Source organism: Pseudonocardia sp. Ae150A_Ps1 (genome assembly GCF_001932315.1).
GTDB lineage: Bacteria > Actinomycetota > Actinomycetes > Mycobacteriales > Pseudonocardiaceae > Pseudonocardia.
Genome location: NZ_MCIJ01000001.1, coordinates 2,170,046 through 2,184,456, shown reverse-complemented (window position 1 = coordinate 2,184,456; position 14,411 = coordinate 2,170,046). Strand labels below are relative to the sequence as shown.

The following is a 14,411-nucleotide window of genomic DNA, read 5'->3' as shown; positions in this document are numbered from 1 at the left end:
GGAGACCATGAAGGAGCTCGTCGCGCAGCTGGACGGCCGCGCACGCACCGAACCCGACGCCGTGCTCGCCATCGACGCGGACGGCCCGCACACGCTCGCCGGCGTCCTGCGCGCGGCGGACTCCCTGGCGGTGACCCTGACCGAGGTCTGCGGGCCGCGGGCGACCGTGCTGCTGCAGGCGGACAACTCCTGGCGCACGGTCGTCGCCGCCGTCGCCGTGGGGCGCGTGGGCGGCACGCTCGCGCTGATCAGCAGGCACGGCACGCGTCAGGAGCTCGTCGCCGCGTGCGAGGACATCGAGCCCGACGCGATCGTCACCGCGAGCGGGACCGCCGCGGAGTGGGACGTGGCCGGGCTCCGCCCGGCGCCTCCCGTGCCGGTGCTCGACGGGTGGTCGCTCGCCGGTGGCCCCGCCCGGCCCGCCGGGCGCTGGGCCGGTGGCGTGGTGATCGGCCTGACCTCGGGATCGACCGGACGCGCCAAGGGTGTGGTGCAGAGCGAGGCGGCCCTGCGCTACGCCTGCCGTTCCACGATCGACGCGGTCGGCCTTCGTCCCGGGGACACGGTGGCGGCGCTGGTGCCGCTGTCGTCGGCGGCGTCGGTGTGCTTCGGGCTGTACCTGCCGCTGATGCTCGGCGGCACGGTGCTGCTGCTCGACCGGTGGGACCCGGCGGGCGCGGTCGCCGCGATGGCCGGCCACGACGTCCGCTGGGCGATGTGTGTCCCCACCATGGCGCTGCAGATGGGCACCGAGGCCGAGCGGGAGGGCATGCTGACCGCGATGACGGCCATGACGGTCGGCGGGGGGCCCATGGACGCCGGTGCGCTGGGGCGTGCCGAACGCAGGCTCGGCACCCGGATCCTGCGCGTGTTCGGCATGTCGGAGTGCCTGGGGCACACCACGTCCCTGCCCTCGGACCCCGCGGACCGGCGCCTCGGCACGGACGGGACACCGCTCCCGGGCACGACCCTGCGGGCCGTCGACGAGTCCGGGGTGCCGCTCCCCGCGCGCACCGCCGGCCGGGCCCAGGTACGTGGGCCGTCGCTGTTCGCCGGCTACGCCCGGGCCGGAGCGGTGGACCCGCCGGAGCTGACCGCCGAGGGCTTCTTCCCCACCGGGGACGTCGTGGAGGTCGGCGACGACCGCACCGTGTCGATCAGGGGGCGGGAGAAGGACATCATCATCCGCGGCGGTCGCAACATCGACATCACCGAGATCGAGTTCGCCGTCGCGCGACATCCCCAGGTCGAGCAGGTGTGCGTGGTGCCGGTTCCCGACGACGTCCTGGGGGAGCGGATCGCCCTGCTGACCGTCACCGACCGCGACGACCTCGACCTCACCGAGATCCAGCGGCACCTGGCCGACACCGGGCTGGCGAAGGGCAAGTGGCCGGAGTACGTGTTCCGGGTGGACGCCCTGCCGCAGAACCGGGTGGGCAAGCTCTCCCGGGTGGACGCGGCGCGCATCGCCCGGGAGCTGCGCAGCGCGGCCACGGCCTAGGCGTGCGCCGGGAGCGGGAACATCTGTCGTCGGCGAAAATGAACTGACCTCAATTCAGGACGGTGGATCGTGCAGGACAGTTACCCGGAGGTCCCGAGCGGACGGTTCGGCGGCTCGGTCGTCGTGGTCACGGGCGCCGGTTCCGGGCTGGGCCGGGCCGTCGCGCACCGCCTGGCGGCGGAGGGGGCCGAACTCGCCCTGCTCGACCGCGACCGGGAGGCGGTGGAGGCGGTCGCCGCGGAGCTGCCCCGCTCCGTGCCCCACGTGGTCGACGTCGCCGACCCCGCCGCCGTCGACGCGGTCTTCGCGCAGGTGCTCGCGGAGCACGGGGCGGTCGCCGGGCTGGTCAACAACGCCGGAGTGGTGGGTGAGCAGGTCCCGATCCACCGGACGTCCGACGCGACCTGGGCCGCCGTGATGCGGGTCAACGCCGACGGTGCCTTCCACGTCCTGCGTGCGGGCCTGCGGGCGATGGTGGCGGCCGGTGGTGGCTCGGTGGTCTCCATGTCGTCGTCATCGGGCCTGTCCGGGAAGCCGAACATGGCGCCCTACTCCTTCTCCAAGGCCGGTGTCGTCGGGCTCACGCGCTCGGCGGCGGTCGAGTACGCCGACCGCGGCATCCGGGTCAACGCGGTCGCCCCGACGGCGGTCCGGACCCCGCTGGTCGAGCGGCACATCCGCGACGCACCCGATCCCGAGGCGATGGAGCGGCTCGTCGCCTCGCAGTCACCGTTGCCGGGGATCGCGACGCCCGGTGACGTCGCCGCCGTCGTGGCGTTCCTGCTCTCCGCCGACGCCGCGTGGATCACGGGGCTGACCGTGCCCGTCGACGGCGGCTACCACGCCACCTGACCTCTTCCCTCTCCCACCGTCCGGCGGCCGCGCCGCCGGACGCAGCGCAAAGGAGCGCCGATGTCCGAGGCCACACCGGAGGAAGCGACCCGGATCGGGCGCAAGGCCAGTACCGCCGCCGCGGTCGGCACCGCCATCGAGTACTACGACTTCGCCATCTACGGCTACCTGGCCGTCGTACTGGCCCCGCTGTTCTTCCCCAGCCAGGACGGGCTGATCGGCGTGCTCGCCACGCTGGTCGTGGTGGCGGGCAGCTTCGTCGCCCGGCCGATCGGCGGGCTGATCTTCGGCAGGCTCGGTGACCGCCGCGGGCGGCGCGCCGTCCTGATGGCCACGGTGGCGCTGATGGGCGTGTCGACCGCCCTGACCGGACTGCTGCCCACCTACGCCACCATCGGCGTCGCCGCTCCGATCCTGCTCGCCGTGCTGCGCATCGCGCAGGGGATCTCGGCCGGCGGCGAGATCGGCGGCGCCGCGTCCCTGGCGACCGAGTCCGCTCCCGCAGGACGCCGCGGCCTGTTCGGGTCGGCGACGTCGATCGGGGTCACCCTCGGCCTGGCGGGCGCCGCCGCGGCGGTGGGGACGGTCACCGCCCTCACCACGCCGGAGCAGCTCGCGTCCTGGGGCTGGCGGATCCCCTTCCTGATCGCCGGGCCGCTGCTCGTCGGCGCCGTGCTCTACCGCATGCGGGTCGAGGACTCACCCGTCTTCCAGGAGCTCGTCCAGCACTCGGAACCGGAGAAGGCGCCGGTGACCGAGGTCCTCCGCAACCACCGCACCTCGGTGCTGCGCACCGTCGGGATCGTCTACGCGACCCTGACCACCGGCAGCCTGGCCTCGGTCTACATCCTCGTGCACCTGTCGGCCGTGCTGGAGTACTCGCTGACCGGTTCGCTGTGGCTCGTCGTGCTGATCGTGCTCCTGCCCATCGGGCTCGTGCCGTGGGCGGGGGCCCTGAGCGACCGCTTCGGGCGCCGGGCCGTGCTCGCCGCGGCCCAGTGCGGGTTCCTCGTCCTCGCCGTGCCCTGCTTCTGGGTGATGCAGCAGGGCTCGCTGGTCCTGGCCATGGTCGCGGCCGTCGTCCTCAACATCCCGTTCGCGGTCCAGCAGGGCGTGCTCTACACGCTGCTCCCCGAGCTGTTCCCGACGAGGATCCGCTACACCGGCGTCTCGATCGGGTTCAACATCGGCGGCGTGCTCGGCTCGGGGCTCGTCTCGGTCATCGCCACCGGTTTCGTCTCGCTGACCGGCAACACGCTCGCGCCGTCGTTCTACATGATCTTCGCCGCCGCGGTCGGCCTGCTCGTCGTCGCGATCACCCGTGAGACCGTGCGGGACGTGATGGGGACGGTGGCCCCGGGGGCCGCGGCACCGGCGGGGGACACGCCGCGCTGAACCCTCCGGACGCAGTTCGACGGCCCGGCCGCACGAGTGCGACCGGGCCGTCCGTCCCGAACTGACGCGCCGCTCCCACCACGAAGCGACACCGCAGACATTAGGTAAGCCTGACCTAAGTGTCAAGCCTCGCTCCCAGCAGCTCCCGCATCTCGGGGAGATCGAAGTGCTCCACGGTCTCCCAGGCGGACGGACTGCCGTGGTGCGGGTCGGCGCCGGCGTCGAGCAGCGCCGTCACCGACGGGGCCGAGCGGGCGAAGAGCGCCGCGGCGATCGCGGTCTGCCCGCGGTCGTTGGTGCGGCCGGGATCGGCACCCCGGCCCAGGAGATCGGCGACGATCGCGTCGTGGCCGTAGTAGGACGCCAGGATCAGCAGCGTGTCGCCCTTCGGATCGGTGATCTCCACCGGGACGCCGGCGTCGAGGTAGGCCGCGAGCCGGTCGCCCGCGCCCTCCCGGGCCAGGTCGAACATCCGGTGTGCGAGCTCCACGGCGGCCTCGTCCATGGGGCCACCGTAGGTTCGCACGGTCGGGCGCGCGCGAGCACGCACGACTGCCGTACCCCGCGGCTAACCTGCTCAGCGTGAGTTCCCAGACCGACGAGCAGGCCCGCGAGCGGCACGCGCAGCTGGCCGCCGAGGTGGCCGACCACCAGTTCCGGTACTACGTGCTGGACGCGCCCGTCGTGTCCGACGGCCAGTTCGACGAGCTCTGGCACGAGCTGCTCGGGCTGGAGGACGCCCATCCCGGGCTGGCGACGCCGCAGTCGCCGACCCAGAAGGTCGGCGGCACCTTCTCCACCGAGTTCACCGCGCACGACCACCTCGAGCGGATGCTCTCGCTCGACAACGCCTTCTCCGCCGACGACCTGCGGACCTGGCAGGAACGGGTCACCCGCGAGGTCGGCGAGAACCTGCACTACCTCTGCGAGCTCAAGATCGACGGGCTGGCGGTGAACCTGCTCTACGAGGGCGGGACGCTCACCCGCGCGCTGACCCGGGGCGACGGGCGCACCGGCGAGGACATCACGCTGAACATGCGCACCCTCGGAGAGGTGCCGGTCACGCTCACCGGGACCGACGAGTTCCCGGTGCCGGCCCTGGTCGAGGTCCGGGGCGAGGTCTACTTCCGGCTGGAGGACTTCGACCGGCTCAACGCCTCCCTGGTCGAGGCGGGCAAGGAGCCGTTCGCGAACCCCCGCAACACCGCGGCCGGGTCGCTGCGCCAGAAGGACCCGCGGGTCACCGCGTCGAGGAACCTGCGGCTGATCTGCCACGGGATCGGCCGGCGGGACGGGTTCACCCCGGTCACCCAGTCCCAGGCCTACGACGCGCTGGTCGCCTGGGGCCTGCCGATCTCGCCGCGCACGCGGGTGCTGCGGGGGATCGAGAAGGTGGTGGAGTTCGTCGAGCACTGGGGCGAGCACCGGCACGACGTCGAGCACGAGATCGACGGCGTCGTGGTCAAGGTCGACGAGGTCGCGCTGCAGCGCAGGCTCGGCGCGACGTCGCGGTTCCCGCGCTGGGCGATCGCCTACAAGTACCCGCCGGAGCAGGCGACCACGAGGCTCCTCGACATCCGGGTCAACGTCGGGCGGACCGGGCGGGTCACCCCGTTCGCGGTGATGGAGCCGGTCAAGGTCGCCGGGTCGACGGTCGAGATGGCGACCCTGCACAACGCCGACGAGGTGCGCCGCAAGGGCGTGCTGATCGGCGACCGGGTGGTCATCCGCAAGGCGGGGGACGTGATCCCCGAGGTGCTCGGGCCGGTCACCGACGTCCGCGACGGTTCCGAGCGCGCGTTCGTGATGCCGACGCACTGTCCCGAGTGCGGTACCGCCCTGGTGCAGCAGAAGGCGGGCGACGTCGACCGTCGCTGCCCGAACGCCCGGTCCTGCCCGGCGCAGCTGCGCGAGCGGCTGTTCCACGTGGCGGGGCGGGGCTCGTTCGACATCGAGGGGCTCGGCTACGAGGCCGCCGTCGCGCTGCTCACCTCCGGGGTGCTGACCGACGAGGGCGACGTCTTCTCCCTCACCGAGGACGAGCTGCTGCGGACCGACCTGTTCCGGAACCAGAAGGGCGAGCTGACGGTCAACGGCCGCAAGCTGCTCACCAACCTGGAGGCCGCGAAGGACCGTCCGCTGTGGCGGGTGCTGGTCGGGCTCTCGATCCGGCACGTCGGCCCGACCGCGGCCCAGGCACTGGCCCGCGAGTTCGGCTCGATGGAGGCGCTCGAGCAGGCCGCGGCCCGCGCGAAGGAGGACACCGAGGCGGCCGGCGTCGAGATCGTCTCGGACGGCTCCGCGGGCGAGGAGGCACCGGCCGTCCCGGTCACCGGCGACGCCGCCGTGGACGAGGCCCCCACCGGCGACGCCCCAGCGGACGAGGTCCCCGCCGGCGACGCCCCCGTGGACGAGGCCCCCGCTGCGGCCGGTGGCGACGGGCCGACCGCCGCGGGCGCCGCGGCCGAGGCGGACGGCGACGCCGAGGCCGCCGTCGCCGACGCGGAGAAGCAGGAGCGGGCCGCCGTGCGCGCCCGCGCGAAGGCCGTCGCCGAGGCACTGGCCCCGATCGCCGGGGTGGACGGCGTCGGCCCGACCATCGCCGCCGCCGTGCGGGACTGGTTCTCCGTCGACTGGCACCGCGAGGTCGTGGAGAAGTGGCGGGCGTCCGGTGTGCGGATGGCGGACGAGGTCGACGACTCCGTCCCGCGGTTCCTGGAGGGACTGTCGATCGTGATCACCGGGTCGATGGACACGTGGTCCCGCGACGAGGCCAAGGAGGCGATCATGGCCCGCGGCGGGCGCGCCGCCGGGTCGGTGTCGAAGAAGACCGCGTTCCTCGTCGCCGGGGAGGCCCCGGGGTCGAAGTTCGACAAGGCGACGGAGCTGGGCGTCCCGGTCCTCGACGAGGCAGGCTTCCGGATCCTGCTCGACCGCGGCCCGGACGCGGCGCGGGAACACGCCTCCGCCGGGTGACCCGGGGCGCCGCCCGGCAGCCCGGTGCCGAGTGACAGGCACGTTGGGCGGATCGCGACCGGGCGACCGTGGCCGTCGTAGCGCCGGTCGCGGCACGCCCCGCGTGACCGGCCGCTCACCGGGCGTGTTCCCGTCCGGCGCGGCCGGCGTGCCGGGCGGCGACCGGCCCTCCGGCCGGGCGCGTCCGGCCGCCCCCGTCCGGCCCGCAGCACCTACTCTCGGAGCAGGCCGGGTGTCCGGCCGGGTGGCGAGCGGAAGGCGGAATCTCCGGTGTTGCAGGCGGCTCTCAACGGGTCACGACCGGCGGACGCACATCCCGCCCTCCCGGTGCTGCCGCGCCACCTGGCCCGCGACGCCCGTGCGGTGGCCCGGCTCGGTGTCACCTCGGTGCACGTCCACCCGCGTGAAGACTCCGGCTCCGAGACGAACGATCCCTCCGTCGTCGGCGACGTCGTCGCGCTGATCCGGCAGGAGGCGCCGGGCATCGAGATCGGCGTGCCCACCGGCCGCTGGATCCAGCCCGACCCGAACGACCGCGTCGAGACCGTCCTGACCTGGGGCCGGCTGGGTTCCGGCAAGCCCGACGTGTGCGGGGTCAACGTGCACGAGCTCGGCTGGACCGACGTCTGCCGGGCCGCCTGGTCGGTCGGCATCGCCGTCGAGCTGGGTGTCTGGACCAGCGGCGACGCGGTGACCCTGCGCCAGAACGGCCTCCCGCCCGGGACCCGGCGGGTGATCGCGGAGTCGACCGTCATCGACCCGGAGACCGCCGTCGCCGAGGGCATCCGGATCCTGCGTGCGCTCGGCCAGCCCCCGGTCCCCGTGCTGCTGCACGGCGAGGAGGAGGGCGCCTGGCCGGTCCTGGAGTACGCGACCCGGGTCAACATCGACACCCGGATCGGATTCGAGGACGTCCTGGTCCGGCCGGACGGCTGGCTGGCCACCGGCAACGACGACCTCGTCCGCACCGCCCTGTCGATCCGGGTCTGAGCCCCGGGCCCGGCGGGCGGGTCTCAGGCCTTGAGGACCGTCGCCACGATCCCGGCCAGGTGCGCCAGCCGCGCCAGCTCCGACGGCCGGAACACCGGCCCGCCCGGGCGCCCGACCACCAGCGTCTTCGGCGGCACCCCGGTGCCGAACGGCGCCGCGGCCAGCTCGGTGTCCATCGCCCGCCACGGCTCGGGCACCCAGTGGCCGTCGTCGAGGGCGATCGCCCGGTCCAGCGGCAGCCACGGCAGGTCCCCGGTGCGGGTCTCGGGGGCGGCCGAGCTCTCCGCGATGCGGTAGGAGCGGCCGTGCTCGCTCACCGCGACCAGCGCCCACCCGGCCCGGAACAGCCGCGGGACCTCCGCGGCGAGCAGGTCCAGCCCGTGCCCCGGGTCCCCGGCGATCTCGTCGAGCAGCTCCAGCTCGCGGTGCGTGTCCAGCTGCCCGGTGTGCGGGCGGACCGACTCCACCGTCACCCCCGGCACCGACTCGGCCGCGGTGATCAGCACGTCCGGCGGGCGGTGGGTCGACAGCTCGACCGCGATGTCGTCGATCGCCTGCCCGTCGCCGCGCTCGACGACGTCGACGCTCAGGATGTCCGCACCCGCACCGCCGAGCGCGGACGCCACGGCTCCGAGGTTGCCGGGCTTGTCCGGGAGGATGACCCGGAGCAGGAACGACACGGACGGATCCTCTCCCTCGGCGCGGACGCCCTCGTGGGCATGCCGGTGACCCCCGCGCAGGCGGCGCGGGGCCGTCCGGCACGGGAACCGTGATCCTGCCACCCGGGCCCGCCGGAGGTCATCTCCTCCCCGCCGGTGCGCGGGCGCGGGCGCGGCCACCGGGGGGCGCCCGGGCGGGGGACCGGCGGGAATAGACTGGATGCACACCGGCGCACACGTCCCCGCCGGGGCGTGTCGGGCGGTGTCCCGGGGAGGCCGCAGCACCCGTCGTCGTCGTACCGCCGTCGCGGTGCGGTGGCCGCGAGCGCGCGGGACGCACCGCGACGGGACCGCCCAGCGCAGCCGCGAGCAGAACCATCCCGAGGAGGGGCATGACCGCCGATTCCCCCGCAGCGGGCGGGGCCATCACGCGGGACGAGGTCGCACACCTCGCCCGGCTGGCCCGCCTGGCCGTCACCGAGGAGGAGCTGGACGTCTTCGCGGGCCAGCTCGACGTGATCATCGGGTCGGTGGCCCGGGTCGGGGAGGTCGCCGCCGACGACATCCCGCCGACCTCGCACGCCGTCCCGCTGGAGAACGTGTTCCGGCCCGACGAGCGCCGTCCGAGCCTGGAGCAGTCCCAGGCGCTGGCCGGTGCGCCGGCCGCCGAGCAGGGCCGTTTCCGGGTGCCGCGGATCCTGGGGGAGGAGCAGTGAGCGATCTCGTCCGCATGACGGCCGCCGAGCTCGCGGGGAAGATCCACTCCCGCGAGGTCTCCGCGGTCGAGGCCGCACAGGCCCACCTCGACCGGATCGCCGCCGTCGACGACGGGGTGCACGCGTTCCTGCACGTCGGTGCCGAGTCCGCGCTGGCCTCCGCCGGCCGGGTCGACGCCGCGCTGGCCGACGGGGCCGTCCCGGTGTCGCCGCTGGCCGGCGTGCCGCTGGCACTGAAGGACGTCTTCACCACCTCGGACATGCCGACGACGTGCGGCTCGAAGATCCTCGAGGGCTGGCAGCCGCCGTACGACGCGACGGTCACCGAGCGGCTGCGCGCCGCTGGGGTCACGATCCTGGGCAAGACGAACATGGACGAGTTCGCGATGGGCTCCTCCACCGAGCACTCCGCGTACGGCGTCACCCGCAACCCGTGGGACACCTCGCGGGTCCCGGGCGGGTCCGGCGGCGGGTCCGCGGCCGCGCTGGCCGCGTACGAGGCGCCGCTGGCGATCGGCACCGACACCGGTGGCTCGATCCGGCAGCCGGCCGCCTTCACCGGCACCGTCGGCGTCAAGCCCACCTACGGCCAGGTCTCGCGCTACGGCCTGGTGGCCTGCGCGTCGTCATTGGACCAGGGCGGGCCGTGTGCCCGCACGGTGCTCGACGCGGCCCTGCTGCACGAGGTGATCGGCGGGCACGACCCGCGCGACTCGACGTCGATCGACCGGCCGGTGCCCGACGTCGTCGCGGCCGCCCGCCAGGGCGCGACCGGCGACCTCTCCGGGCTGAAGGTCGGTGTCGTCCGCGAGCTGGGCGGTGAGGGCTACCAGCCCGGCGTCCGGGCCGCGTACGACGCGTCGCTGCGCAGGCTCGAGAAGCTCGGCGCCGAGCTGGTCGAGGTGTCCTGCCCGCACTTCGAGTACGGGATGGCCGCCTACTACCTGATCCTGCCGAGCGAGGTGTCGTCGAACCTGGCCCGGTTCGACGCGATGCGCTACGGCCTGCGCGCGGCCGAGGGCCGCAGCGCCGAGGAGGTCATGGCGAACACCCGCGAGCAGGGCTTCGGCCCCGAGGTCAAGCGCCGGATCATGCTCGGCACCTACGCGCTGTCGTCGGGCTACTACGACGCCTACTACGGCCAGGCGCAGAAGGTCCGCACGCTGATCAGCCGGGACTTCGCGGCCGCGTTCGAGCAGGCCGACGTGCTGGTCTCGCCGACCACTCCGACCGTGCCGTTCCCGATCGGGGACAAGGTCGACGACCCGCTGGCCATGTACCTCAACGACCTGGCCACGATCCCGACGAACCTGGCGGGCGTCGCCGGGATGTCGGTGCCGTCCGGGCTGTCCGAGGGTCTCCCGACCGGGCTGCAGGTCATGGCGCCCGCGCTCGGCGAGGCCGTGATGTACCGCGTCGGGGCCGCCTTCGAGGCCGCCCGCGACGCCGACGACGGCGGTCCGCTGATCGCGCGCGTTCCGGAGGTGTCCCCGTGACCACGACCGAACCCGAGCTGGTGGAGTACGACGACGTCGTCGCGCGCTTCGACCCGGTGCTGGGCATCGAGGTGCACGTGGAGCTGTCCACGAACACCAAGATGTTCTGCGGCTGCCCGACGGAGTTCGGTGCCGAGCCGAACACCCAGGTCTGCCCGGTCTGCCTGGGCCTGCCCGGCGCGCTGCCGGTGGTCAACCGGGCCGCGGTGGAGTCGGCGATCCGGATCGGCCTGGCGCTGAACTGCTCGATCGCCCCCTGGGGCCGGTTCGCCCGGAAGAACTACTTCTATCCGGACATGCCGAAGAACTTCCAGACCAGCCAGTACGACGAGCCGATCGCCGTCGACGGGTTCCTGGACCTGACCCTCGACGACGGCGAGGTCGTCCGGATCGGCATCGAGCGCGCGCACATGGAGGAGGACACCGGCAAGTCGCTGCACGTGGGCGGCTCGGACGGCCGGATCCACGGCGCCGACCACTCGCTGCTCGACTACAACCGGGCCGGCGTCCCGCTGATCGAGATCGTCACGAAGATGGTCCCGGACACCGGCGCCCGCGCCCCGGAGGTCGCCCGCGCGTACGTCACCGCGCTGCGTGACCTGGTCAAGTCCCTCGGCGTCTCGGACGTCCGGATGGACCAGGGCTCGATGCGCGCCGACGTGAACCTGTCGCTGTCGCCGAAGGGTGGCGCGCTGGGGACCCGCACCGAGACGAAGAACGTGAACTCGCTGCGGTCGGTCGAGCGCGCGGTCCGGCACGAGATGAGCCGGCAGGCCGGGGTGCTCGACGCGGGTGGCGAGATCGTCCAGGAGACCCGGCACTTCGACGAGGCCACCGGGCACACCCGCGCCGGGCGGCGCAAGGAGACCTCGGAGGACTACCGGTACTTCCCGGAGCCCGACCTGGTCCCGATCGCGCCGTCCGCCGAGTGGGTCGAGGAGCTCCGCGGCATCCTGCCGGAGCTGCCGTGGGAGCGGCGCCGCCGGATCCAGGACGAGTGGGGCGTCTCCGACGAGGAGATCCGCGACCTGGTCAACGCCGGTGCGCTGGACCTGGTCGAGGCGACCGTCGCCGCGGGGGCCTCGTCGCAGGAGGCCCGCTCCTGGTGGGTCGCCTACCTCGCCCAGCAGGCCAACACCCGCTCGGTGGAGCTCGCCGACCTCGCGATCACCCCGGAGCAGGTCGCCCGGGTGATCGAGCTCGTCGCGACGGGGGAGCTGACGAACAAGCTCGCCCGCCAGGTCGTCGACGGTGTGCTCGACGGCGAGGGCTCCCCGGACGAGGTCGTGGCCGCCCGTGGCCTGAAGGTCGTCTCCGACGAGGGCGAGCTGATCGCCGCCGTCGACGCGGCCCTGGCGGAGCAGCCCGACGTCGTGGAGAAGATCCGCGGCGGGAAGGTGCAGGCGGCCGGCGCGATCGTCGGTGCGGTCATGAAGGCGACCAAGGGCCAGGCCGACGCCAAGCGCGTCCGCGAGCTGGTCGTGGAGCGGGTGGGCACGTAGTGCTCGTGAGTGGTTATCGCGGTCAGGACCGCGATAACCACTCACGAGCCACAGACCGCGCAGCCGGTCTGTGGCCCCTGCCGCCCGCCCCACCCCAACCGCCGAAGCACCAGCCCGACCTCCCGCGCGACCCCGAACGGGTCGCCGTCCACCTCCCGCCATCCGGACACCAGGCGGGAGCGGCCGAGGAGCTCGGCGGCGTTGTCCCGGCGCCGGTCGCGGAAGGCGACGCCGCCACGCAGATGGGTCCGGCCGTCGAGGCGGACGGTCAGGGTGTAGCCCGCCTCGTCGTAGGTGACGTCCTCCCAGAGGGTCTGGCCGTCCACCGACAGCGGTGTCTGCCGACGGCCGGCCGGGAGGCCGTGTGCCTGTTCCACCCGGACCAGGTACGCCTCCTCGAGTGCCGAGTGCACGCCGTGGCGCACCATCGACACCGCGCCGAGCAGGGCCCGCCGGTACCGGCGTGGCGGTCGCTCGGTGAGCCGCAGCTCGACCTCGAGCGGCCGGACCCTCCCACCGGTGAGGAGCCCGACCAGCGTGGTCCGGGCGGTGATCGCGTCGTCGCACTCGACGGCGAGATCGATGGCGGTGTCGGCCATCGAGGTCCGTGGCGGGACCGTACGCGTCACGATGTGCCGGTGGGCCCGAGAACGGTGGACCACGATCCGGCCGTGCTGGCTGATCGCGGACGACCGGTAGGGCACGGTCAGGTGCACGGGTGGCGGCCCGACGGGAACGAGACCCCACTCCTCGGCCGCCGTGCGATGGCTGAGCGCCGCCGCCGGTCCGCCGTACAGCAGCGCTCCCGCGATCATCGACGGGCGTGGCGGCGGCCCGGTGAAGGTCGCGTAGACGGACCGGACGAACCCGGACCAGCGCCCGCCGTCGACCTGGGCGAGGGTCTCGGCGTCCCCGACCCCGAACGTCCTCAGCTGCGCGATGCTCACCATGCCGGCCTGCTGGTCCAGCAGGTCGAACCACTCGTTCATCCGCCGGTCCTGGACGATCGGCGCCGGCACGTGTCGCCTCGTTCTCCGCATGGGCGACCTTCGCGCCGCGGAGGGCCACCGCACGGGGCGTTCGCGGGGCTGTGGATAACCTCGCCACTTGTGGGCGCTCCGCGCTCGTGAGTGGTTACCGTGGCCAGGACCCTCTTAACCACTCACGGGTCAGATGGCGCTTTCGCCGCCGCCCGTCGGCGGCTGGATGCGCACCACCCGGTCGTCGGTGGCGCCTGGTGCGGCACCGTCGCGGTTCACCGTGCCCAGCCACAGCAGCCCGTCCGGGGCGACCGTGACGGGACCGATCGAGCCGTAGGTGTCCTGCAGCACCGGCTTCGGGTCGCCGGTGAAGGCCCCGTCCCGGCCCGGGGTCAGGACGAACAACGCCTTCCCGCCGCGCTGGGCGACGGCCAGGGTCCCGGGCAGCACGGTGCACCCGGCGACCCCCGGCCGGTCCGGCCACGTCCACGCGGGTGCCCCCAGCTGCCCGGGCGCGACCCGGTACAGGACGTCGCGCCCGGGAGCCCGGTCGGTCACCCAGGTCGTCCGGGCGGCCGGGTCGACGCACACGCCGCCCGGGTCCGCGAGTCCCCGGGCCAGCACAGGCGACGCCGGGTCCGGGTTCCCGGAGGCCGGCCGGCCCAGCGTGTCGATCCGCAGCACCGCCCCGGCCAGCGGGCCCCCACCGGCGCCGGTCGCGACCAGCAGCGAGGATCCGTCGGGATCGGCGGCCAGCGCGCCACCCGGCGGCAGCCCGCCCAGCACCGGCTTCGGCGGCTCGCCGGGCGCGATGCGCAGCACCTCGCCGCCGGCCAGCGCGTACAGCAGCCGGTCCTCGGCGTAGCCGGGGGACAGCACCAGACCGGTGACGCCGGTCGCCGGGTCCACCGGGACGGTCGCGACCGTGACGGGGTCCTCGCCCCGCTTCACCTGCAGGACCCGTCCGGTGCGCCGCTCCGCGACGAGTGCCTGGTCGCCGGGCGGCAGCACCGCGATCGCGCCCACCGGCCCGAGGCAGGCCGCGACGACCTGCGGGTCGGGGTCCTCGCACGGGCCGGGCTGTGCCTGCTGCCCGCCCGGCTGCTGCTCGGGCGCCGGGGGCGGGGGCGGGGGTTCCTCGGTCGGCGCGAGGGCGGGCGGCCCGCCGAGCTCGCCCTCGCCCTCGGCCTTCGGTCGCCAGTCCCGCGCGCCCTGGTCGGGGAACGTCGCGCACCCGGACACGAGCACGAGCGACGCGAGCAGTGCCGCGACGAGCAGCGGGAGACGGCCGGTCACGACGGCCACGCTAGGGGGCACGAGGTGAGCGCCGGGTGAGTACCGTTC

At 74.2% G+C, this 14,411-nt stretch carries 12 protein-coding genes; 8 read left to right on the top strand and 4 right to left on the bottom strand.

Going from position 1 to position 14,411, the window contains the following annotated elements:
• Positions 1–7: 7 nt before the first annotated feature.
• The 3 genes from Ae150APs1_RS09980 (at position 8) to Ae150APs1_RS09970 (ending at position 3,748) form a co-directional block, all read left to right on the top strand.
• Positions 8–1,501 (top strand): fatty acid--CoA ligase family protein, encoded by a 1,494-nt coding sequence (locus Ae150APs1_RS09980; protein ID WP_075297141.1) that lies wholly within the window; start codon positions 8–10, stop codon positions 1,499–1,501.
• 69 nt (positions 1,502–1,570) lie between these two features.
• Positions 1,571–2,353, top strand: coding sequence for an SDR family NAD(P)-dependent oxidoreductase (locus tag Ae150APs1_RS09975; protein WP_075297139.1), 783 nt, complete (start codon positions 1,571–1,573; stop codon positions 2,351–2,353).
• A 60-nt stretch (positions 2,354–2,413) separates the two neighbouring features.
• Positions 2,414–3,748, top strand: a complete 1,335-nt coding sequence (locus tag Ae150APs1_RS09970; RefSeq protein ID WP_075297137.1) for an MFS transporter — start codon at positions 2,414–2,416, stop codon at positions 3,746–3,748.
• A 115-nt stretch (positions 3,749–3,863) separates the two neighbouring features.
• Here the strand turns inward: Ae150APs1_RS09970 and Ae150APs1_RS09965 are convergent, their stop codons facing one another.
• On the bottom strand, positions 3,864–4,253 hold the full coding sequence (locus tag Ae150APs1_RS09965; RefSeq protein ID WP_010242047.1) for an ankyrin repeat domain-containing protein: 390 nt from the start codon (positions 4,251–4,253) through the stop codon (positions 3,864–3,866).
• 77 nt (positions 4,254–4,330) lie between these two features.
• Here Ae150APs1_RS09965 and ligA point away from each other — a divergent pair, with 77 nt between their 5' ends.
• Both ligA and Ae150APs1_RS09955 read left to right on the top strand, forming a co-directional pair.
• The gene (gene ligA / locus Ae150APs1_RS09960; RefSeq protein WP_249266286.1) at positions 4,331–6,724 is read left to right on the top strand and encodes an NAD-dependent DNA ligase LigA; all 2,394 of its coding nucleotides are present in this window, start codon (positions 4,331–4,333) and stop codon (positions 6,722–6,724) included.
• Between the two features lie 270 nt (positions 6,725–6,994).
• Complete coding sequence (locus Ae150APs1_RS09955; protein WP_075297135.1) at positions 6,995–7,714, top strand: 3-keto-5-aminohexanoate cleavage protein; 720 nt, start codon at positions 6,995–6,997, stop codon at positions 7,712–7,714.
• A gap of 23 nt (positions 7,715–7,737) precedes the next feature.
• On the opposite strand, the gene Ae150APs1_RS09950 is transcribed toward Ae150APs1_RS09955, so the two are convergent.
• Positions 7,738–8,394 (bottom strand): amino acid-binding protein, encoded by a 657-nt coding sequence (locus tag Ae150APs1_RS09950; RefSeq protein WP_010228371.1) that lies wholly within the window; start codon positions 8,392–8,394, stop codon positions 7,738–7,740.
• A 371-nt stretch (positions 8,395–8,765) separates the two neighbouring features.
• On the opposite strand from Ae150APs1_RS09950, the gene gatC reads away from it, so the two are divergent.
• The 3 genes from gatC to gatB are packed head-to-tail and all read left to right on the top strand — an operon-like array spanning position 8,766 to position 12,087.
• The gene (gatC, locus tag Ae150APs1_RS09945; RefSeq protein ID WP_010228370.1) at positions 8,766–9,089 is read left to right on the top strand and encodes an Asp-tRNA(Asn)/Glu-tRNA(Gln) amidotransferase subunit GatC; all 324 of its coding nucleotides are present in this window, start codon (positions 8,766–8,768) and stop codon (positions 9,087–9,089) included.
• Complete coding sequence (gene gatA / locus Ae150APs1_RS09940) at positions 9,086–10,585, top strand: Asp-tRNA(Asn)/Glu-tRNA(Gln) amidotransferase subunit GatA (RefSeq protein ID WP_075297133.1); 1,500 nt, start codon at positions 9,086–9,088, stop codon at positions 10,583–10,585. Before gatC ends, gatA begins: the two co-directional genes overlap by 4 nt.
• Positions 10,582–12,087, top strand: coding sequence for an Asp-tRNA(Asn)/Glu-tRNA(Gln) amidotransferase subunit GatB (gene gatB, locus Ae150APs1_RS09935; protein WP_075297131.1), 1,506 nt, complete (start codon positions 10,582–10,584; stop codon positions 12,085–12,087). The genes gatA and gatB overlap by 4 nt, the downstream gene beginning before the upstream one ends.
• 41 nt (positions 12,088–12,128) lie before the next feature.
• Here the strand turns inward: gatB and Ae150APs1_RS09930 are convergent, their stop codons facing one another.
• Positions 12,129–13,106 (bottom strand): hypothetical protein, encoded by a 978-nt coding sequence (locus tag Ae150APs1_RS09930; protein WP_249266284.1) that lies wholly within the window; start codon positions 13,104–13,106, stop codon positions 12,129–12,131.
• A gap of 150 nt (positions 13,107–13,256) precedes the next feature.
• Positions 13,257–14,363 (bottom strand): glucose dehydrogenase, encoded by a 1,107-nt coding sequence (locus tag Ae150APs1_RS09925; protein WP_249266283.1) that lies wholly within the window; start codon positions 14,361–14,363, stop codon positions 13,257–13,259.
• Positions 14,364–14,411 lie beyond the last annotated feature (48 nt).

Coding starts and splice junctions, on each gene's coding strand:
- Ae150APs1_RS09980 (WP_075297141.1), top strand. CDS start 8: ATGAAGGAGCTCGTCGCGCAGCTGGACGGCCGCGCACGCACCGAACCC.
- Ae150APs1_RS09970 (WP_075297137.1), top strand. CDS start 2,414: ATGTCCGAGGCCACACCGGAGGAAGCGACCCGGATCGGGCGCAAGGCC.
- Ae150APs1_RS09965 (WP_010242047.1), bottom strand. CDS start 4,253: ATGGACGAGGCCGCCGTGGAGCTCGCACACCGGATGTTCGACCTGGCC.
- gatC (WP_010228370.1), top strand. CDS start 8,766: ATGACCGCCGATTCCCCCGCAGCGGGCGGGGCCATCACGCGGGACGAG.